15 protein-coding genes are annotated in these 20,645 nt (G+C 72.9%); 6 read left to right on the plus strand and 9 right to left on the minus strand.

Features of this window, described 5'->3' with window-relative positions; all coding sequences use genetic code 11:
- Positions 1-4 precede the first annotated feature (4 nt).
- The 3 genes from ABZ783_RS30075 to ABZ783_RS30085 all read right to left on the minus strand — a co-directional run bounded on the left by ABZ783_RS30075 (position 5) and on the right by ABZ783_RS30085 (position 4,085).
- A complete protein-coding gene (locus ABZ783_RS30075) occupies positions 5-1,444 on the minus strand; it encodes a hypothetical protein (RefSeq protein ID WP_357443996.1) in 1,440 nt (479 codons plus the stop codon).
- Between the two features lie 11 nt (positions 1,445-1,455).
- A complete protein-coding gene (locus tag ABZ783_RS30080) occupies positions 1,456-1,899 on the minus strand; it encodes a hypothetical protein (protein WP_357443998.1) in 444 nt (147 codons plus the stop codon).
- 200 nt (positions 1,900-2,099) lie between these two features.
- A complete protein-coding gene (locus ABZ783_RS30085) occupies positions 2,100-4,085 on the minus strand; it encodes a TIGR03960 family B12-binding radical SAM protein (protein WP_357444000.1) in 1,986 nt (661 codons plus the stop codon).
- A gap of 207 nt (positions 4,086-4,292) precedes the next feature.
- Between ABZ783_RS30085 and ABZ783_RS30090 the strand changes: the two genes are divergently transcribed.
- Both ABZ783_RS30090 and ABZ783_RS30095 read left to right on the plus strand, forming a co-directional pair.
- Entirely contained in the window at positions 4,293-6,023 is a 1,731-nt protein-coding gene (locus ABZ783_RS30090) for a hypothetical protein (protein ID WP_357444002.1), read from the plus strand.
- A gap of 83 nt (positions 6,024-6,106) precedes the next feature.
- A complete protein-coding gene (locus ABZ783_RS30095; protein WP_357444004.1) occupies positions 6,107-7,576 on the plus strand; it encodes a cryptochrome/photolyase family protein in 1,470 nt (489 codons plus the stop codon).
- Positions 7,577-7,580: 4 nt separating this feature from the next.
- Here ABZ783_RS30095 and ABZ783_RS30100 read toward each other — a convergent pair whose 3' ends face one another.
- Together ABZ783_RS30100 and ileS are read right to left on the minus strand one after the other, a co-directional pair.
- Positions 7,581-8,279 carry a lysophospholipid acyltransferase family protein gene (locus tag ABZ783_RS30100; RefSeq protein ID WP_357444006.1) on the minus strand — a complete coding sequence of 233 codons (699 nt, stop codon included), beginning with the start codon at positions 8,277-8,279 and terminating at the stop codon, positions 7,581-7,583.
- A 133-nt stretch (positions 8,280-8,412) separates the two neighbouring features.
- Complete coding sequence (ileS, locus tag ABZ783_RS30105; protein ID WP_357444008.1) at positions 8,413-11,601, minus strand: isoleucine--tRNA ligase; 3,189 nt, start codon at positions 11,599-11,601, stop codon at positions 8,413-8,415.
- Positions 11,602-12,118: 517 nt separating this feature from the next.
- Here ileS and ABZ783_RS30110 point away from each other — a divergent pair.
- The gene (locus ABZ783_RS30110; protein WP_357444010.1) at positions 12,119-12,559 is read left to right on the plus strand and encodes a carboxymuconolactone decarboxylase family protein; all 441 of its coding nucleotides are present in this window, start codon (positions 12,119-12,121) and stop codon (positions 12,557-12,559) included.
- Positions 12,556-13,443 (plus strand): RNA polymerase sigma factor SigJ, encoded by an 888-nt coding sequence (sigJ, locus tag ABZ783_RS30115; protein WP_357444012.1) that lies wholly within the window; start codon positions 12,556-12,558, stop codon positions 13,441-13,443. Before ABZ783_RS30110 ends, sigJ begins: the two co-directional genes overlap by 4 nt.
- A gap of 53 nt (positions 13,444-13,496) precedes the next feature.
- On the opposite strand, the gene ndk is transcribed toward sigJ, so the two are convergent.
- On the minus strand, positions 13,497-13,922 hold the full coding sequence (gene ndk / locus ABZ783_RS30120) for a nucleoside-diphosphate kinase (RefSeq protein WP_357444014.1): 426 nt from the start codon (positions 13,920-13,922) through the stop codon (positions 13,497-13,499).
- Positions 13,923-14,064: 142 nt separating this feature from the next.
- Here ndk and ABZ783_RS30125 point away from each other — a divergent pair, with 142 nt between their 5' ends.
- Positions 14,065-15,300: a VOC family protein gene (locus ABZ783_RS30125; protein ID WP_357444016.1), complete on the plus strand. Its 1,236-nt coding sequence runs from the start codon at positions 14,065-14,067 to the stop codon at positions 15,298-15,300.
- 30 nt (positions 15,301-15,330) lie between these two features.
- Here ABZ783_RS30125 and ABZ783_RS30130 read toward each other — a convergent pair whose 3' ends face one another.
- The 3 genes from ABZ783_RS30130 to ABZ783_RS30140 are packed head-to-tail and all read right to left on the minus strand — an operon-like array spanning position 15,331 to position 19,720.
- Positions 15,331-15,774 carry a DUF4233 domain-containing protein gene (locus ABZ783_RS30130; protein WP_357444018.1) on the minus strand — a complete coding sequence of 148 codons (444 nt, stop codon included), beginning with the start codon at positions 15,772-15,774 and terminating at the stop codon, positions 15,331-15,333.
- Entirely contained in the window at positions 15,771-17,105 is a 1,335-nt protein-coding gene (locus ABZ783_RS30135) for a folylpolyglutamate synthase/dihydrofolate synthase family protein (protein ID WP_357444020.1), read from the minus strand. Before ABZ783_RS30135 ends, ABZ783_RS30130 begins: the two co-directional genes overlap by 4 nt.
- Complete coding sequence (locus ABZ783_RS30140) at positions 17,102-19,720, minus strand: valine--tRNA ligase (protein ID WP_357444022.1); 2,619 nt, start codon at positions 19,718-19,720, stop codon at positions 17,102-17,104. The genes ABZ783_RS30135 and ABZ783_RS30140 overlap by 4 nt, the downstream gene beginning before the upstream one ends.
- A gap of 69 nt (positions 19,721-19,789) precedes the next feature.
- On the opposite strand from ABZ783_RS30140, the gene ABZ783_RS30145 reads away from it, so the two are divergent.
- Positions 19,790-20,467, plus strand: a complete 678-nt coding sequence (locus tag ABZ783_RS30145; RefSeq protein ID WP_357444025.1) for a hypothetical protein — start codon at positions 19,790-19,792, stop codon at positions 20,465-20,467.
- Positions 20,468-20,645: the final 178 nt, after the last annotated feature.

The raw sequence follows: 20,645 nt of genomic DNA on the forward strand, positions 1-20,645 counted from the left end.
GTCCTCATCGCAGGATGCCCGGGGACCCGGCGTCGCCGGTGCCCCACGGATCGTCGTCCTCAGTCAACCACGACGAGTGCTCCGCAGCCCCGCTACCATGCCCGCCGGCACCATGGCCGCCCATGCCACCGCCCATCATGCCGCCGCCCATCATCCCCGCGCCCCGCGGGCCACCCGCGCCGCCGGCGCCGGCCGCGTTGCGCAGCGCGCTGGCCGCGCTGGTCATCGGCGGCACCTTGCCGTTGCCGCCGCCGACCATGCCCGGGATGCCGCCCATGCCGATCCCGCCGGCCGCGCCGACGCCGCCACCACCGAACCCGCCGGCCGAGCCCACGCCCGGTCCGCCCCCGCTGAAGCCGCTGCCACCGCCGAGCGCCGGGCTGCCCAGGCCGCTCGGGCCGCCGTAGGCGGTGGTGGTCGGGCCACCGGCGCCGGCCAGGCCGCTGCCGTAGTCGGGGCTGCCGGTGCCCGGGTAGCCGGAGCCGGTCGACGGCGGCGTCAGGGAGCCGGTGCCTCCGCCGCCATGGCCGCCCCCGAAGCCGCCACCGGTGGGCGCGATGGACGACGGGCCGCCACCGTACGAACCGCCGCCACCGCCGCCGATGCCCGTGCTGCCGATGGAGGGGCCGCCGCCACCGATGCCGCCGCCACCTCCGCCGCCGCCACCTCCACCGGGGTATCCGGACGGGGGCTTCCGGTCGTCGGGCGTGTAGCCGTCCGAGGCAGCCTCGTCGGGTGCCGACACGACCAGCCTGGGCCGCTCGGTCTCCACGGCGGTGGGCAGCGGCGACATCGCGGTGGTGGCCGCCTGCTGGTTGTCCCGGTACCAGTTGTCCAGGTGGGACTTGGTGTCCCACCAGCCGCCCCGCTTGTGGTCCTCGGCGTTGCCGTCGACCTTCATGGTCGCTTCGAGGTCGTCGGCCTTGTCGCGGAACGCGCCGTCGGCGTACGAGGCGGGGTTGTTCTGGTAGTCCTTGCGCAGTGCGGCGAGGAAGCCGGACGAGCTCTCGCCGTCCCGGGCGTCGTCGAGCTCGGTGCCGTTGGGCAGGCTCCACTCGTTCCAGCCGAAGTCGTCCATCAGCGGGATCGGGATGCTGGCGACCGCCTTGCGGATGTCGCCCTCGATCCGGGACAGCGCGCCGCTGACGTTGCTCGCGTCGGTGATCAGCTTCTCGATGTCCTTGCCGATGTCACCGAGGTGCTCCCGGTAGGCGTCGCCGCCGCTGCCCTTCCAACCCGCGAGCATCGCGGGCAGACCGTCGACGTGCGGGCGTTCGGTGCCCGGCGCGACCGGGCCGACGAACGACCGCCCGACCAGCGAGTCCCGCAGGTGGCCCAGCGCCGTGGAGAGGTTGTTCCACCCCACGCTCACCGAGCCGACCGTCTCCGGGTCCGCCGACAGCGTCACCTCGCGGACGCAGCTCTCCCAGGTTCCTCCTGCCATGACCGTTCCCCTCAGGCCGTGTACGGGTAGGTGGTGGGCGTGCCGCCGGGCGCGGGCGGCGGGGTGGCGGACTCCAGCATCCGCTCGATCTCCTTGCCGTTGGCCGCGTTGCGCGCCTCGGCGTCCCGGAACGCCTTGGCGATGTCCTCGGTGCCCTTCTTGAGCCCGGCGAGCTTGTTGGAGATCGCCTTGAGGTGGAGTTCCATGTTGGCCGTCGACCTGGTCAGGGCCTGCCACTGCATGCGGGCGTCCTCGTACGCGCCGAAGGGGGTGCCGTTCGGGACGGTCTGGGCGTTGTTGCTGTCGCCCTTCATCCGCTCCTTGATGCGCTCCATCTCGTAGCCGATGGTGTCGTCGACGTACTGCTTCAAGCGCTCGACGTACTCCGCCGCGGCGTCCAGGTCCTCGACACTGACGTGGAGGTCGCCGGTGGCCGGCGGCCTGATGTCACCCATGTTGCTGTCCTCCCCGTTGCCGACCCGCCGATCGGTCCATGTCGGACGCAGCGTATCGAGTCGCCGCCAATCCAGGCACCCCCACCCCGGGGTCACGGCACCAGATGGGATCACCGGCGACGGTCCTGCTGACCGGCGCCGGGAACGGCGGAGCGCCGGGACCTTGGTGAGGTCCCGGCGCTCCGGACGCGTCGGCGGCGCTACTGCGGGGCGCCGGTGGGCAGGTTCAGGCCGTTGACCGGGGTCAGCGGCAGCAGCTTACGGCCGGTCGGGCCGATCTGGATCTCGGTGTCCATGGCCGGACAGACCCCGCAGTCGAAGCACGGGGTCCACCGGCAGTCGTCCTGCTCGTACTCGGACAGGGCGTCCTGCCAGTCCTGCCAGAGCCAGTCCTTGTCCAGGCCCGAGTCCAGGTGGTCCCAGGGCAGGACCTCCAGTTCGTCGCGCTCCCGGGTGGTGTACCAGTCGAGGTCCACCCCGAAGGCCGGCAGCACCGCGGCGGCGGCGTCCACCCAGCGCTGGTAGGAGAAGTGCTCGCTCCAGCCGTCGAACCGGCCGCCATCCTCCCAGACCTTGCGGATCACCGCGCCGACCCGGCGGTCACCTCGGGACAGCAGGCCCTCGATCAGCGACGGCTCGCCGTCGTGGTAGCGGAAGCCGATCGCCCGGCCCAGCGAACGGTCGGCGTTGATCGCCTGCTTGAGCAGCTTGAGCCGGGCGTCGATGACCTCCGGCCGCTCCATCGCCGCCCACTGGAACGGGGTGTGCGGCTTCGGCACGAACCCGCCGATGGAGACCGTGCACCGGATGTCCTTGGACCCGGTCGCCGCCCGGCCGGCCTTGATGACCTCGTGGGCCATCCGGGCGATCTGGAGCACGTCCTCGTCGGTCTCCGTCGGCAGGCCGCACATGAAGTAGAGCTTCACCTGCCGCCAGCCGTTGGTGTACGCGGTGACCACGGTGCGGATGAGGTCGTCCTCCGACACCATCTTGTTGATCACCTTGCGGATCCGCTCCGACCCGCCCTCGGGGGCGAAGGTCAGCCCGGTACGCCGGCCGTTGCGGGACAGCTCCTGCGCCAGGTCGATGTTGAACGCGTCCACCCGCGTCGACGGCAGCGACAGCGAGACGTTGGTGCCCTCGTACTGCTGGGCGAGGCCGGAGCACATGTCGCCGATCTCGGAGTGGTCGGCCGACGACAGCGACAGCAGGCCCACCTCGTGGAAGCCGGAGAACTCCAGCCCCTGCTGCACCATCTGGCCGACCGTGGTGATCGAGCGCTCCCGCACCGGGCGGGTGATCATGCCGGCCTGGCAGAACCGGCAGCCGCGGGTGCAACCCCGGAAGATCTCCACCGCGTACCGCTCGTGGACCGTCTCGGCGAGCGGGACCAGTGGCTTCTTCGGGTACGGCCAGGCGTCCAGGTCCATGGTCGTGCGCTTGTGCACCCGGAACGGCACGTCGGGGCGGTTCGGCACGACCCGCTGAATCCGGCCGTCCGGCAGGTAGTCCACGTCGTAGAAACGCGGCACGTAGACGCTCTCGGTGCGGGCCAGCCGCAGCAGCAGCTCGTCCCGCCCACCCGGGCAGCCCTCGGCCTTCCACTCCCGGACGATGCCGGTGATCTCCAGCACCGCCTCCTCACCGTCGCCGAGCACCGCGGCGTCGACGAAGTCGGCGATCGGCTCCGGGTTGAACGCGGCGTGCCCGCCGGCCACGATCACCGGGTCGGCGTCGGTGCGGTCGGCGGCGAGCAGCGGGATGCCGGCCAGGTCGATTGCGTTGAGCAGGTTGGTGTAGCCCAGCTCGGTGGCGAAGGAGACGCCGAACACGTCGAAGTCGCGCACCGAGCGGTGCGCGTCGACGGTGAACTGCGGCACGCCGTGGGCGCGCATCAGCTTCTCCAGGTCCGGCCAGACCGCGTACGTCCGCTCGGCGAGCACGTCGGGCAGCTCGTTGAGCACCTCGTAGAGGATCTGCACGCCCTGGTTGGGCAGGCCCACCTCGTACGCGTCCGGATACATCAGCGCCCACCGGACGACCGCGGCGTCCCAGTCCTTGACCACCGCACCCAGCTCGCCACCGACGTACTGGATGGGCTTGGTCACCTGCGGCAGCAGCGGCTCCAGCCGGGGCCAAACGGAATGAGCCGCGACGGGACGCGGCGTCGTGGACGGGGCACTCATGATGCCCAAGGGTACGCGGTGCGCCACCGGCCACCACGGCGCACCGCAGCAGCCCACCGCCCGGCCCTTCTGGATCTTGGACACGTCCCCGTCCGCGGGCGCACGGCAGCCGTCCGAGATCGGCGACGGGACGGGCTGACGAGCGGATTCGTCGGCGGTGGCACGCCGGTACTAGCCTCGCAACCGGCGCGAGAGGAGACAGCCGCGATGCCGGAGCCGCAGCCGGGCACCGACCGGCCGGCCGACGGGAGCACCCCGGCCACGGGCGGGGATCCGGGCACCGACGGGCCGACCCGCGCCCCCGTACCGGCGGCCACCCCGGCCACCGATCCGGTTGCGCCGCCGGCGCCGGCACCGGACGGCGGCACGCCCGCCGACGAGCCACCCCCGGCCACCGACGAACCGGCCCCGGCCGACCCGGCCACGACCACCGGCGAACCGGCACCGACCGGCCCGGCCGGCGACCCTGCCGAGCCGGGACCCGGCGAGCCGCCCGCGGCCCCCCGCGAACCGGCACCGACCGCCAACCCGGCGGCCACCAACGAACCGGCGCCGGCCACCGGCGAACCGGCGCCGCCCGACCCGCACGAGCCCGCCTCGAGCGACCTGGACACCGACGACCGGGCCGCCGGGGCGCCGACGCCGCCAACGAGCAGCGACGACGCGTCGGCGGGCACCGAGGTGCCGGCGCCGCCGGCCGACCCGCCGGTCTCCCCGGCGCGTGGCTCGGCCGCCGTACCGCCCCGCCCGGCCGCTGCGAACCGCCCGGCCGGCTCGGCCGCGGTCCCCGGCCGCCTCGACCCCACGCGGGAGGCGGACCGCCCCGACCCGGCGCGGGAGGCGGACCGACCGGACCCGACCCGGGTGGAGACCCGCGCCGAGCCGCCCGCGCCCCGGTGGAGCGGGTCCGCGCCGGTGCCGGCCCCGCCGCCACGCAAGCGGTCCTGGGGCGAGTCCGCAGAGCCCACCCCGCCGCCGCCGGTGGACTCGCCCGAACACCTGGTCCCGGTCGACCCCTGGGAGGGTGTCGACACCACCGGCTGGGACCTGCACTCGGCCGACTTCCCGGCGCTGCCGCCGACCCTGTCCTACCCGCCGCCGGCCCACACCCTGCCCTATTCGGCCGCACCGCCGGCCAGTCCGGCGCCGCCGGTCGCCCACCCGCACGCCCCCTACCCACCGGTCGCGCACCCGCACGCCCCGTTCCCGCAGGCGCGCCCGCCGGTCACCCCGCCGCCGGTCGCCGCCCGCCCGGTGTCGCCGTCGCCGGCCCCGGTGTCGCCGCCCCGGCCCGCGCCACCCGCGCCGCCGCAGCAGCGCCGCCGCCCGGCCGCACCGCCGCCCGGATTCCAACCGCCCAAGGGGTACGTGGCCGTCCCGGTCCGCCGCCGGCGCCGCTGGCCCTGGGTGCTGCTGCTGACCGTCGCCTGCTGCTGCGGCCTGCCCCTCTGGTGGGCCCAGCCGCTCCGCGCCCAGTACCCGGCCAGCGCGGCCCTGCCGGACCAGATCAGGGACCTGCGGCTGCGGCAGGACCAGCGCAGCCAGGCCGACGCGGCCGAGCTGGAGACCCAGGTACGCCAGGCGCACCTGCTCGCCGAGGACACCTTCGCCGGGATCTACACCAACAAGGACGGCAAGCGGGTGACCCTCTTCGGCGGCACCGGGTTCCGGCTGAGCCCCGAGGCGGACGCCGACGCCGAGATCGACCGCCTCCGGGACCGGTACGCGCTGGGCGACGCCGTAGCGGTGGAGACCGGTGTCCGGGGCCGGTACGAGCGCTGCGCGGTCGGCCGGTCGGACGGCGACGCGGTGGTGGTGTGCACCTCGGTCGACCACGGCAGCCTGACCACCGGCGTCTTCACCCGGCTCTCGGTGGACGACAGCGGCCGCCTGCTGAACGACCTACGACAGCAGGTGGTGACCCCGAAGCAGTCGTGAATCTCGCGCTGTGCAAGGTATCGATCACATAAAGCCGCTCGCGTCGCGCCGCCCATAACGGGTGATTGACTCACAATCGCGACATGCCGCGCCGTTGGCTCTTCGCCGATCAGCTGGGGCCGCACTTCCTCGACGACCGGAAGCAACCGGTCCTGCTGATCGAGTCGAAGGCGGTCTTCCGGCGTCGCGTCTACCACCGGCAGAAGGCCCATCTGATCCTCTCCGCGCTGCGGCACCGGGCCGCCGAACTGGGTGACCAGGCGATCTTCCTGCGGGCCGAGACGTACGGGCAGGCGCTCAGCAAGGTCCGCGAGCCGCTGGAGGTGTGCCACCCGACCTCTCGTCGGGCGCTGGAGTTCGTCCGCAGGCTGGACCGGGTCACGGTGCTGCCGGCCCGGGGGTACGCGACCAGCCTGGCGGACTTCGCCGACTGGGCCGACGGCCGCCGGGGCGCGCTGCGGATGGAGCCGTTCTACCGCTTCGCCCGCGAGCGGCACGGGGTGCTCATGGCCGGCGGCGACCCGGTGGGCGGCCGGTGGAGCCTGGACCCGGAGCACCGCGAGCCGCCGCCGAAGGACGGCGCGCCGGGCGTGCCGGCCCCGCCGAGGCCGAGGGAGGACGACATCGACGCGGAGGTCCGGGCCGACCTGGACCGCTGGGAGCGGGAGGGCATCCGGTTCGTCGGCCGGGACGGTCCCCGCCACTTCCCGGCCACCGCGAAGGAGGCGAAGGCCCGGCTGCGGCACTTCCTCCGGCATCGGCTCGCCGCGTTCGGCCGGTACGAGGACGCGATGCTCGCCGGCGACCCCTGGCTGGCACACAGCGTGCTGTCCGCCGCGTTCAACCTCGGCCTGCTGGACCCGATGGAGGCGGTCCGGGGTGCCGAGCAGGCGTACCGCACGGAGGGCGCGTCGCTGGCCGGCGTGGAGGGCTTCGTCCGGCAGATCATGGGCTGGCGGGACTACGTCTGGCACATGTACTGGTATTTCGAGCCGGCCCGGCGCAACCGCAACGAGCTGGCCACGCGGCGGTCGCTGCCGGCCTGGTGGAACGAGCTGGACGCCGACGTGGTCGATGCGAACTGCCTGTCCGACGTGCTCACCGGCGTCCGCGACCGCGGCTGGGCGGATCACCTCCCCCGGCTGATGGTGCTCGGCAACTACGCCCTGCAGCGCGGCTGGCGCCCGGCGGAGCTGGCCGAGTGGTTCCACACCCGGTTCGTGGACGGCTACGAGTGGGTGATGACCGGCAACGTGATCGGCCTGAGCCAGTACGCCGACCTGGGCCGGATGACCACCAAGCCGTACGTCGCCGGGGGCGCGTACCTCAACCGGATGAGCGACTACTGCGGCGGCTGTCGCTACGACCCGAGAGAGCGGCTCGGCGAGAACGCGTGCCCGTTCACCGCCGGCTACTGGGCGTTCCTGTCCACCAACCGCCCGCGGATCCCGGCCAACGCCCGGCTGGCCCGGACCATCAAGCAGTTGGAAGGCCTCAGCGACCTGGCCGCGGTGGTCGTTCAGGAGAAGCGCCGCGGCAACGATCCGCCGTGACGGCTCAGGCGGTCGGCGGCTCGCCGCTGACCGCCGGCTGGGCGCGGGGCGGGGCGTAGCGGGGCACGTACTCCTGGCCGGTGAGCTTCTGGATCTCGCTCATCAGCTCGTCGGTGATCGCGCGCAGCGAGGTCCGGTCGTCCGACCGGCCGGTGACGTCCAGCGGCTTGCCGAACCGGATGGCGATCTCGGCCCGGCCGGGCCGGGGCACCCGCGTGCCGATGGGCTGCGCCTTGTCGGTGCCGGTCACGCCGACCGGGATGATCGGCACGCCGGCCGCCACCGCCAGCCGGGCGGCGCCGGTGCGGCCCCGGTAGAGCCGACCGTCCGGAGAGCGGGTCCCCTCCGGGTAGACGGCGACCAGGTCACCGGCCTTGAGCACCGGGATGGCGGCGTCGAACGCCGACAGCGCCGCTCGGCCGCCGGCCCGCTCCACCGGGATGGCGCCCAGCCCGGTGAGCACGAACTTGGAGAACGCACCCTTCACGCCGGTGCCCTTGAAGTACTCCGACTTCGCCCAGAAGGCCAGGTGCCGCGGCACCACCGTGCCGAGGAGCAGCTCGTCGGCGACCGACAGGTGGTTGCCCGCGAAGATGGCGCCACCGGTCGCCGGGATGTGCTCCAGCCCTTCGACGGTTGGACGGAAGGCCAACCGGATCGTGGGCGCCACGGCGAGCTTGCCGATGGTGTAGAGCAGGGGCACGGGTCCTCCGGCGGTCGTACGGGACAGGCGGTGTCACGGTAGCGGACGGCCCCATGCCGGCCCTCTCGGGTGGCCGGCCGCCCGGGTGGTGGCCCGCCGGATCTCAGCCCGCCGGACCACCACCCTCAGCAGGTCATACCCGCCGCACGGCGACCGTCACCCGCTCGCCCTCGCCGACCTCGCCGGCGAAGCCCTCGATCCCCTCGGCGAAGTCGACCGTGTCGGCCAGCACCTCCCGGGCCACGAAGTCGGTGTACGCGGACACCGCCGCGCGCACCTCCTCGGACGCCGACAGCGCCACCACGATCCGGTCCGAGACGTCCAGGTCGGCGTCCCGGCGAGCCTGCTGGACGACCCGGACCACGTCCCGGGCCAGCCCCTCGGCGGCCAGCTCCGGGGTGACCTCGGTGTCCAGCACGACCACGCCCTCGCCGCCGGGCAGCGGCGCGGAGTGCTCGGCGTCGGCGGCGACCAGGCGCAGCTCGTACTCGCCCTCGGCGAGGGTGACCCCGGCGGCGACCGGGGCGTCGTCGACCAGTTCCCACTCGCCCGCCTTGACGGCCTTGATCACCTGCTGGACCGCCTTGCCGACCCGTGGGCCGAGCGCCCGGGGCACCACCGTCAGCACCTGCTGGCAGTACGCGGACACCTCGTCGGTGAACTGCACCTGCTTGACGTTCACCTCGTCGGCGACCAGGTCGGCGAAGGGGCGCAACTGGTCCGCCCGCGACGAGGCCACGGTCAGCTTCGACAGCGGCAGCCGCACCCGCAGCCCCTTGGCCTTGCGCAGCGACAGCGTCGCCGAGGCGACCGCCCGGGTGGCGTCCATCGCGGTGACCAGCTCGTGGTCGGCCGGGAACTCGGCCGCCGCCGGCCAGTCGGTCAGGTGCACCGACCGCTCGCCGGTGAGGCCGCGCCAGATCTCCTCCGCGGTCAGCGGCGCCAGCGGCGCCACCACCCGGCAGAGCGTCTCCAGCACCGTCCACAGCGTGTCGAACGCCTCCGCGTCACCCGACCAGAACCGGTCCCGCGAGCGACGCACGTACCAGTTGGTCAGCGCGTCCAGGTAGGACCGGACGGTGGCGCAGGCGCCGGAGATGTCGTACGTGTCCATCTGCGTCTGGACCGTCGACACCAGTTCGTTCGTCTTCGCCAGCACGTACCGGTCGAGCAGGTGGGTGGAATCCACCCGCCGCTTCGCCTGGTAGCCCTCCGCGTTCGCGTAGAGCGAGAAGAAGTACCAGACGTTCCACAAGGGCAGCAGCACCTGGCGTACCGCGTCCCGGATGCCCGCCTCGGTGACCGACATGTCGCCGCCGCGCAGCACCGGCGAGGACATCAGCATCCAGCGCATCGCGTCCGACCCGTACGAGTCGAAGACGTGGTACACGTCCGGGTAGTTGCGCAGGCTCTTGGACATCTTGCGCCCGTCCGAGCCGAGCAGGATGCCGTGGCTGAGGCAGTTGCGGAACGCCGGCCGGTCGAACAGCGCGGTGGCCAGCACGTGCATGGTGTAGAACCAGCCGCGGGTCTGCCCGATGTATTCCACGATGAAGTCGCCCGGGTAGTGGTGCTCGAACCACTCGCGGTTCTCGAACGGGTAGTGCACCTGGGCGAACGGCATCGAGCCGGACTCGAACCAGCAGTCCAGTACCTCCGGCACCCGGCGCATCATCGACGCACCCGTAGGGTCGTCCGGGTTGGGGCGGACCAGGTCGTCCACCGCCGGCCGGTGCAGGTCGGTCAGGCGTACGCCGAAGTCCCGCTCGAGGTCGGCCAGCGAGCCGTACACGTCCACCCGCGGGTAGTTCGGGTCGTCGGACTTCCACACCGGGATCGGCGAGCCCCAGAACCGGTTCCGGCTGATCGACCAGTCGCGGGCGTTGGCCAGCCACTTGCCGAACGAGCCGTCCTTGATGTGCCCCGGCGTCCAGTTGATCTGCTGGTTGAGCTCGACCATCCGGTCCTTGAACTGGGTCACCGCCACGAACCAGGACGACACCGCCTTGTAGACCAGCGGGGTGTCGCAGCGCCAGCAGTGCGGGTACGAGTGGGTGTACGTGTCCTGCCGGAGCAGCACCCCCCGTTCCTTCAGCTCCCGGATCACCGACTTGTTCACGTCGAAGACCTGCTCGCCCTGGTACGGCGGGACCAGCGCGGTGAACCGGGTGTGGTCGTCCACGGTGACGACGGTCGGGATGCCGGCCGCGTTGCAGACGTTCTGGTCGTCCTCACCGAAGGCCGGGGCCAGGTGGACGATCCCGGTACCATCCTCGGTCGTGACGAACTCCGCGCCGAGCACCTGGTACGCGTTCGGCCCGGCCTGCTCGGCCAGGAAGTCGTAGAGCGGCACGTAGCGGCGCCCGACCAGATCGCGGCCGGACACCGTGCCGACCTGCGCGTACCCCTCCAGCTCCTTGACATACGCGCCGAGCCGGGCGGCGCCGACGACGTACCGCGCGCCATCGCGTTCCAGCACCGCGTACTCGATGTCGGGGCCGACGGCGAGCGCCAGGTTCGACGGGAGGGTCCACGGCGTGGTGGTCCAGACGCCCACCCGGACCGGGCCGCGCAGCAGCTCCGGCGCACCCTCGTCCGGGGTCAGCTCGAACCACACCGACACGGTCGGGTCGTGCCGGTCCTTGTAGACGTCGTCCATCCGGGTCTCGGTGTTCGACAGCGGCGTCTCGCACCGCCAGCAGTACGCCAGCACCCGGAAGCCCTCGTAGACCAGACCCTTGTCGTGCAGGGTCTTGAAGGCCCACATGACGCTCTCCATGTAGTCCAGGTCGAGCGTCTTGTAGTCGTTGGCGAAGTCCACCCAGCGGGCCTGCCGGGTGACGTACCGCTCCCAGTCCTGGGTGAACTCCAGCACCGAGGTGCGGCACGCCTCGTTGAACCGGGCCACGCCCAGGTCGAGGATCTCGGCCTTGCTGGTGATGCCGAGCTGCTTCTCGGCCACCACCTCGGCCGGCAGGCCGTGGCAGTCCCAGCCGAAGCGCCGCTCCACCCGGCGGCCGCGCATGGTCTGGTAGCGCGGCACCACGTCCTTGACGTAGCCGGTGAAGAGGTGGCCGTAGTGCGGCAGGCCGTTGGCGAACGGCGGGCCGTCGTAGAAGACGTACTCGTTGTCGGCGGCTCCGCCGCCGCCAGCGGAGCCCGCCGCCGTTTCCGATTGCCGGCCGGAGGCCGGCCGTGCCTCGACGGAGGCCTCGAAGGTCTTGTCGGCCGTCCAGTGCTCCAGGACCCGGCGCTCCACCGCGGGCAGGTCCGGGCTCGCCGGGACACCGGCAGCGGTCGGGTCGTGCAACGGATAGGCCATCGGGGGTCGCTCTCCTCAGCAGCTCACTCGTCGTGTGGTCTGCGAGGACGAACCCTTCCGGTACGCCGTCACCGGCATGCCGGGCAAGGCCCGCGGTACCACCCCGCTTGGCGGTCAAGGTGCGACCGCCCGCTCGTTGGCCGGCTGTGACGGGCCGGTCCCGTCCGGTTCTACTGGGCCGGTCACCCGGCCGTTCTTCCGGAGGCTCGCCGGTGATGGCCGGGTCGTCGCCTGTGTCCCGACAAGCGTACTCGACCCCGCGGCCGCTCCGCCCCCGAGTATCACCCCACCCCCCTTGATCATGAGGTTGGCGGCGGATCCCGAGACCGTCACCGCCGGAGGCCAGCCGGGATGCCGGCGAGGTGGAGCGGGAGGCCGCCGAGGCCGCCAACCTCATGATCGACGAGGGTCAGCGGGCCCGGCGCAGCTCGCATGAGCAGCGTCACAGGGCCGCATCGTCACGCCGGCCGGGGCCGGATCCGTCGGGTAGGCGTACCGACGACACGAGGAGGCCGGGATGAGTCGGATCAACATGGCAGCGGTGGCGCCGGGGGCGTACCAGGCGGTGCTCGGACTGGAGAAGTACGTCCGGGAGAACCTGGACCACACCGTGCTGGAGCTGGTGAAGCTGCGGGCGTCGATGCTCAACGGCTGCGCGTACTGCGTCGACATGCACAGCCGGGACGCGCTCGCCGCCGGCGAGTCCAGCCGGCGGCTGTTCGCGGTCGCCGCGTGGCGGGACGCGCCGTTCTTCGACGAGCGGGAGCGGACCGCACTGGCGCTGACCGACGCGGTCACCCGGCTCGGCGAGCACGGCGTGCCGGACGACATGTGGGACGCCGCCGCGAAGGTCTGGTCGGAGAAGGAACTGGCCGACCTGCTCGTCGCGATCGCCACAATCAACGTGTGGAACCGAATCTCGGTGAGCACCCGGAACGAACCCCCGCTCGAGGTGTGACCACGACCGGGGCGGCGGAGGCGGCCGGTGCGCTCACCGCGCACCGGCCGATGCTGCTCGGGCTGGCGTACCGGCTGCTCGGCAGCCTGCACGACGCCGAGGACGTGCTCCAGGAGACGTACCTGCGCTGGCTGGACGTCGACCGGGAGTCGGTCGCCGAGCCGCGCCGCTACCTGTCCCGGGTGGTGACCCGGCTGGCGCTGGACCGGCTACGCGCCCGGCAGGCGGCCCGGGAGACGTACGTCGGTCCGTGGCTGCCCGAGCCGGTGCCGACCGCACCGTCGCCGTTCGGGCCGCTGGACACCGTCGAACTGCGGGACACCCTCTCCACCGCGCTGCTGCACCTGCTGGAGCGGCTCACCCCGCCGGAGCGGGCGGTGTACGTGCTGCACACCGCGTTCGCCCTGCCGTACGCCGAGATCGCCGACCTGCTCGGCCGGTCGGCGGCGGACTGCCGGCAACTGCACCACCGGGCCGTGGCGCGGATCGCCGACGACCGGCGCCGGTTCACCGCGGGCCCGGCCGAGCAGCGGCGGCTGCTGGAGGCGTTCCTCGCCGCGGCGCGCGACGGCGACCTGGCCCGGCTGACCGACCTCGTCGCCGCCGACGCCACCGCCTGGTCCGACGGTGGCGGCCGGGTCCGCGCGGCGCGCAACCCGGTCCACGGCGCAAACCGGATCGCCCGCTTCTTCGCCGGCATCTACGCCCACGATCGCCGCCCCGGCATCCGGACGACGCCGGCCGAGCTGAACGGCGCGCCGGCGCTGCTGCTGCGCTGGCCGGCCGGGACCCGCTACACCCTCGCGGTGGCCGCCGCCGACGGCCGGATCACCGGCGTCTACCTGGTCGGCAACCCCGACAAGCTGACCCGCGTCCCCGGCTGAACACGCGCGACGGCCCCCGTCCCAGCGGGGGACGAGGGCCGTCGGCGAGGACGTCAGCCCAGCTCGGGGAACCAGAGGGCGATCTCCCGCTTGGCACTGTCGACCGAGTCGGAGGCGTGCACCAGGTTCTCCCGGTTGGAGAGGGAGAAGTCGCCGCGGATGGTGCCGGCGGCGGCCTTGCGGCCGTCCGTGCTACCGATCATCCCGCGCACCACCTCGATCACCTGGTCACCGGAGAGCACCAGGGCCACCAGCGGACCACCGGTCATGAACGTCTTCAGCGGCGGGTAGAACGGCTTGTCCACGTGCTCGGCGTAGTGCTGGTCGGCGAAGTCGCCGTCCATCGTCCGGGAGACCAACGCGTCGATCCGCAGGCCCTTGCGCTCGAAACGGCCGAGGATCTCGCCCACCAGGCCGCGGCGCACCGCGTCCGGCTTGATCAGTACGAGCGTGCGCTCGTCCGGGCTGCTGCTGGACACGCTGGGTTCCTCCTGTGCGCGGAAGCGGGTCGGGCTGGGTACGGTCAGCGTAGCGACCCGGTCCCGGCGCCGACGCGGCGGCCGCTCTTTCCCCCGGTCGCCGACACGGCCTAGCCTGGCCCTAGACCCCGGGAGGTCCACTGTGGCGAATGGCGGGAACCGACCCATCGCGCCGGTGCGCAAGCTGATCGGCGCGGTGCTGGGCACCGTGGCGACCTTCATCGTGCTGTTCGGGCTGGGCATGACGAGCTGGGCGATCGTGGCGCTCGGCATCGCGCTGCTCGTGCTGGCGATCGCCCTGGCCACCGTACGTGGTGGCGGGCGCACCTGGGTGGTCGGCCTGGGCCACGTGCACAGCGCCTCCGAGCCGCCCACCCAGTACGCGTTCGGCCGCTGCGAGCTCCAGCTGGTGATCGACGCGCCCGGGCTGCCGCCCCGGTCCAAGAAGATCATCGAGCCGCGGGTCCCGGTCGCCAAGTGGCCCTCCCTGGGCCAGGCCCTGCCGGTCCGGGTCGCCCTCGACGACCAGCGACACGTCCGCGTGCTGTGGGACGAGGTGCCCACCCACGCCGAGACGGCCGCCGCGGTCGCCGACCTCCCGCCCGAGTACGCCGGTCCCGACCCGGTCGACGAGGTGCTGATCGCGCAGGAGGCCCCGCCGTGGGCGGACCGCCCGGAGGAGGACTTCCGGGACGACTTCCCGCCCGCGCCGGACCCGGTCGACGACGTCACGGCACCGGAGCCGCGCGAGCCGGTAGTGGTGCACCAGCGCCCGGGCGGCCCGGTGGTGCTGGAGGGCCAGCTGGTCGAGCCGGCGGCCGGCCCGCTGCCCCGCCGGGCCACCCCGGCCCCGCGCACGCCCGCCGATGAGCGGTTCGACACCGGGCCGGTCGACCCGATCGACGTCCCGCTGGACGAACCGGCCGCCGAGGCGCCGCCCACCCCGGAGGAGCTGGACGAGGCCATCTTCGGCCCGGCCGGGGACGAGCCGGCGGAGCTGGCCACCCCGATCAGCGGGGTCGGGATCACCCTGCTCGTCACCGACCTGGACCGGTCGCTGGACTTCTACCGACGCCTCGGCTTCGAGGAGTTCGACCGCGGCACCGGCAACGCCGTCCTCTCCTCCGGGGCGACCCGCCTGGTGCTGCGCCAGGTGAGCGGGGCCGCGCCGATCAGCCGCCGGCTGGTCCACGTCAACCTGGAGGTCGACGACATCCAGGCCGCGTACGAGCGGCTGCGCGGGTCCGGCGTGCGCTTCACGTACGCCCCGCGGGTGGTCAACCGGGGCACGAAGCTGGAGGTGTGGGCGGCGGCCTTCCGTGACCCGGACGGCCACGGCGTCGCCCTCACCCAGTGGCGCACCCTCGCCGACGCCTGAGCCACGCCGAACGGGGCCCGGCCGGGGCGCTCAGCCGAGGACGACCCGCCGCACGTGCAGGGCGTACGCCCAGACCAGGGCGAAGATGACCCCCAGCACGAGCAGCGACCAGTGCAGCAGCCCGGACAGCATCAGCAACCCCTGGAGCACGGTCCCGGCGGGCCAGGCCCACGACCGTTTCATCTGTCCGGCCAGCACCACGCAGGCCACCGCCAGCGCCACGATCACCCCGACCGCGGTGCCGCTGAGGTGCCCGCCGACCACCCGGATCGGCTGGATGGCCAGCAGCAGCACCAACGCCTCCAGCGCCAGCGTCCCCGCGCCGAGCCCGCGGACGGCCTTGTCCGGGTTCCGCAACCCGGACCGCCGCTCCCCCGGGCCCGGCTCGCCGTCGCCCGGACCACCGGGCGAGGACGGGGCAGGCGTGGCCGGGTGGTCCTCGGCGCCGGGGCGCTCCTCCACCGGGCCGGTCATCGCTTGAGCAGCCGGCGGGCGTCGGCCACGGTCACCACCGATCCCGTGATCAGCACGCCGACCCCGGCCAGCTCGCCCGGTACGTCGGACTCGGCCTCGGCGACGGCCGCCTCGATGGCGTCCGGCATCTCCTCGGCGACCTGCACCCGGTCCGGTCCGAAGACCTCCCGGGCCAGCGCGGCCAACGCATCGGCGGGCATGGCGCGGGGCGAGCTGTTGCGGGTGACCACGATCGAGTCGAGCACCGGCTCCAGCAGTTCCAGCAGGCTGGCCGCGTCCTTGTCGCCGAGCACGGCGAGCACGCCGACCAGCTTGCTGAACGCGAACTCCTCCTGCAGGGCGGTGACCGTGGCGGCCATCCCGTGCGGGTTGTGCGCGCCGTCGAGCAGGATCGTCGGGGCGGTACGCACCTTCTCCAGCCGTCCCGGCGAGGTGGCCGAGGCGAAGCCCTCCCGGACGGCCTCGATGTCGAGCTGCCGCTTGGCGCCCGCGCCGAGGAACGCCTCGACCGCGGCGAGCGCCACGGCCGCGTTCTGTGCCTGGTGCGCGCCGTGCAGCGGGATGAAGATCTCCTCGTACACCCCGCCGAGGCCCTGGATGGTGAGCACCTGGCCGCCGACCGCCACCGCCCGGCGGAGCACGCCGAACTCGGCGCCCTCGCGGGCGACGGTCGCGCCGACCTCGGCGCAGCGCTCCAGGATCGGCCGGGCGGCCTCCTCCTCCTGCGCCGCCGCGATCACGGTGGCGCCCTTGTGGATGATGCCCGCCTTGTGCAGCGCGATGTCCTCGACGGTGTCGCCGAGCCACTCGGTGTGGTCCAGCCCGATCGGGGTGATCACCGCGACCCCGGCCTGGATCACGTTGGTCGAATCCTCGGCGCCGCCGAGCCCCACCTCCACCACCGCGACGTCGACCGGCGCGTCGGCGAACGTGGCGAACGCCAGCGCCGTGGTCATGTCGAAGTAGGTCAGCGGCTCGGCGGAGCGCTGGTCGACCAGCTCGGCCAGCGGCGCCACCTCCCGGTACGTGGCGACGAACCGCTCCTCGCTGACCGGCTCCCCGTCCAGGCTGATCCGCTCCCGGACGGTCTCCAGGTGCGGACTGGTGTAGCGGCCGGTGTGCAGCCCGAACGCCCGCAGCAGCGAGTCGATCATCCGGGCCGTCGAGGTCTTGCCGTTCGTGCCCGTCAGGTGGATCGACGGGTACGCCCGCTGCGGGCTGCCGAGCAGGTCGAGCAGGCTCTCGATCTTCTCCAGCTCGAAGTGCATGCGGGTGAAGCCGCGCTCGCCGAGCGCGGCTTCCACCGCGGCGAATTCGGTACGGTCGGTCACGAGGGAAGCGCCTCCAGCGCGGCGTCGATCCGGACCAGGTCCGCCTCGGCCACCGCGAGCCGCTCACGGATCTTGGCGACCACGGGCTCGGGCGCCTTGCCGACGAACGCCGGGTTGTCCAGCTTCGCCCGCGCCTGGGCGACCTCCTTCTCGGCGGCCGCCCGGTCCTTGGTGAGCCGCGCCCGCTCGGCGGCCACGTCGATCGAGCCCCGGGTGTCCAGCGCGACACTCACCTCGCCGGGCATGGCGAGGGTGGCGCTGGCCTGGAAATCGTCGCCGGGCGCGTCCAGCCGCACCAGCGACCGGATCAGCGGCTCGTGCGCGGCGAGGCCCGCCGGCCCGAGGCCGTCGAGCCGGGCCGCCACCCGCTGCGTCGGGCGCAGCCCCTGGTCGGAGCGGAACCGCCGGATCTCGGTCACCACCCGCTGCAGGGTGCCGACCTCGCTCTCCGCGGCGTCGTCGACTCCGGTACGGTCGGCCACCGGCCAGGTCGCGATGAGCACCGTCTCCCTGCCGGTCAGCGCGCTCCACAGCTCGTCGGTGACGAACGGGATCACCGGGTGCAGCAGGCGCAGCAGCTGGTCCAGCACGTGCCCGAGCACGCGGCGGGTCGCGTCGGCCGCCGCCCCGCCCTCGGCGAGCACCGGCTTGCTGAGCTCCACGTACCAGTCGCAGACGTCGTCCCAGGCGAAGTGGTAGAGCAGGTCGCACACCTTGGCGAACTCGTACGCCTCGAACTGCTCGTCCACCTCGGCGGTCACGTGCGCCAGGCGGGACAGGATCCACCGGTCGACCGTCGACAGCTCGCTCGCCGCCGGCAGCGGACCCTCGGTGTGTGCGCCGTTCAGCAGGGCGAACCGGGTGGCGTTCCAGAGCTTGTTGCAGAAGTTGCGGGAGCCCTGGCACCACTCCTCGCTGACCGGCACGTCCTGACCCGGATTGGCGCCCCGGGCCAGGGTGAACCGGGTGGCGTCGGCGCCGAACCGGTCGATCCAGTCCAGCGGGTCGACCACGTTCCCGAACGACTTGGACATCTTCTTGCCGTGCTCGTCGCGGACCATGCCGTGCAGCGCGACGACGTCGAACGGCTGCACGCCGTCCATCGCGTACAGGCCGAACATCATCATCCGGGCGACCCAGAAGAAGAGGATGTCGTACCCGGTGACCAGCACGCTGGTCGGATAGAACTTCGCCAGGTCGGGGGTCTGCTCCGGCCAGCCGAGGGTGGAGAACGGCCACAGGCCGCTGGAGAACCAGGTGTCAAGGACGTCCTCGTCCTGCCGCCAGCCCTCGCCGGTCGGGGGCTCCTCGTCGGGGCCGACACAGACGATCTCGCCGTCCGGGCCGTACCAGACGGGGATGCGGTGGCCCCACCAGAGCTGCCGGGAGATGCACCAGTCGTGCATGTTGTCGACCCAGGCGAAGTAACGCTTGGCCAGCTCGGCCGGCTCGATCCGCACCCGGCCGTCGCGGACCGCGTCGCCGGCGGCCTTGGCCAGCGGGGCGGTGTTGACGAACCACTGCAGCGACAGCCGCGGCTCGACCGTGGTCTTGCACCGCGAGCAGTGCCCCACCGCGTGCAGGTACGGCCGCTTCTCGGCCACGATCAGCCCCTGCTCACGCAGCGCGGCGACGATTGCCGGGCGGGCCTCGTACCGGTCGAGCCCCTGGAACGGGCCCGGCGCGGTGATGATGCCCCGCTCGTCCATGATCGTCAGCGCCGGCAGGTCGTGCCGCTGCCCGATCTCGAAGTCGTTCGGGTCGTGCGCCGGGGTCACCTTGACCATGCCGGTGCCGAAGCTGGGGTCGACGTGCTCGTCGGCGACGATCGGGATCCGCCGGTCGGTGAGCGGCAGCGCCACCGTGGTGCCGATCAGGTGCCGGTAGCGCTCGTCCTCCGGGTGCACCGCGACCGCGGTGTCGCCGAGCATGGTCTCCGCCCGGGTGGTGGCCACCACGACCTCGTCGCTGTAGCGGATCGAGATCAGCTCACCCTCGTCGTCGGTGTGCTCCACCTCGATGTCGGACAGCGCGGTGAGGCAGCGCGGGCACCAGTTGATGATCCGGTTCGCCCGGTAGATCAGCCCGGCGTCGAAGAGCTTCTTGAACATGGTCTGCACGGCCCGGGACAGGCCCGCGTCCATGGTGAAGCGCTCGCGGTCCCAGTCGACCGCGTCGCCGAGCCGGCGCATCTGGCCCAGGATGGCGCCGCCGGACTCCGCCTTCCACTGCCAGACTCGCTCGACGAACTTCTCCCGGCCCAGGTCGTGGCGGGACAGGCCCTGCGTGGCGAGCTGCCGCTCGACCAGGTTCTGGGTGGCGATGCCGGCGTGGTCCATGCCGGGCAGCCAGAGCGCCTCGAAGCCCTGCATCTTCTTGCGGCGGGTGAGGGCGTCCATCAGCGTGTGCTCGAACGCGTGGCCCATGTGCAGCGAGCCGGTGACGTTCGGCGGCGGGATGACGATGGTGAAGGGAGGCTTGTCGCTCTCCGCCGACGCCCGGAAGTGGCCGGCGGCTACCCACTGCTCGTACCGTCGCTGCTCTACCTCGCCGGGCTGGTACTGGCCGGCAAGGGTGGGGGCGTCGGGGCGTCGGGCATCCAGTCTCTCGGTCACCCTGAAAGTCTACGGAGCGCTTCTGGAGACCTGACGTGCGCCACCTCTTGTTCGCGTACGGTGGCGGACATGTCCGACGCACATCTCACCGAGCGCCCGGTGGACGACGGGTCCGAGCCGGTCGACCTGACCGACGAGCCGATCCAGCTGAGCCGCCGGGATCCGGCGATGGAGCCCGAACGGCGTCCCGCCTCGCGCCGGCGCCGGATCGTGCTGGGCGCGGCGCTGGCCGTCGGGTTGGCCGGTCTGGGGGCGCTCGGCGTCGGCGGCTGGCGGGTGCTGGCCCAGAAGGACACCACGCTGGATACGCCTGCGAAGGTCGCCGGGCTGACCCGAGACGACAGCGAGGGCGCCCGCACCACCGCAGACTACCTCCGCAACGGCTTCGCCGCCGACATCGACCTGGACCGGAGCTTCGGCACCGTCTACAGCGACCCGGCCGACGCCAAGCGGGCGGTGCTCGTGTTCGGCGGCACCACGTTGCTCTGGCAGCCGGAGCGGGACCTGGACACCCTCTTCGGGCTGATGGCCGACGAGACCGGCAAGGTGAGCGGGCTGCACGAGGTGGACGCCGGCCGCCTGGGCGGGGTGATGAAGTGCGGTTCGACCAGCGGCGACGGCGGCGACTTCGCGGTCTGCGGCTGGGCCGACCACGGCAGCGTGGTGATGGCGATGTTCGCGGGCCGTCCGGTGGACGGTTCGGCCGTGCTGTTCCGGCAGCTGCGCGAGGGAATTCAGAGCCGCTGACCAGAGGCTGCGGGACACCGTTCACGGCGTGTCCGGCGGCCGGCGATTCCCGCGCCGGAAACGCAGTCAGGGTCACCCGAAAATCGGGTGACCCTGACTGGAAAGTTTGTCCGGCGGTGTCCTACTCTCCCACACCCTCCCGAGTGCAGTACCATCGGCGCTGGAGGGCTTAGCTTCC

Source organism: Micromonospora sp. NPDC047738, assembly GCF_040642675.1.
Lineage (GTDB): Bacteria > Actinomycetota > Actinomycetes > Mycobacteriales > Micromonosporaceae > Micromonospora.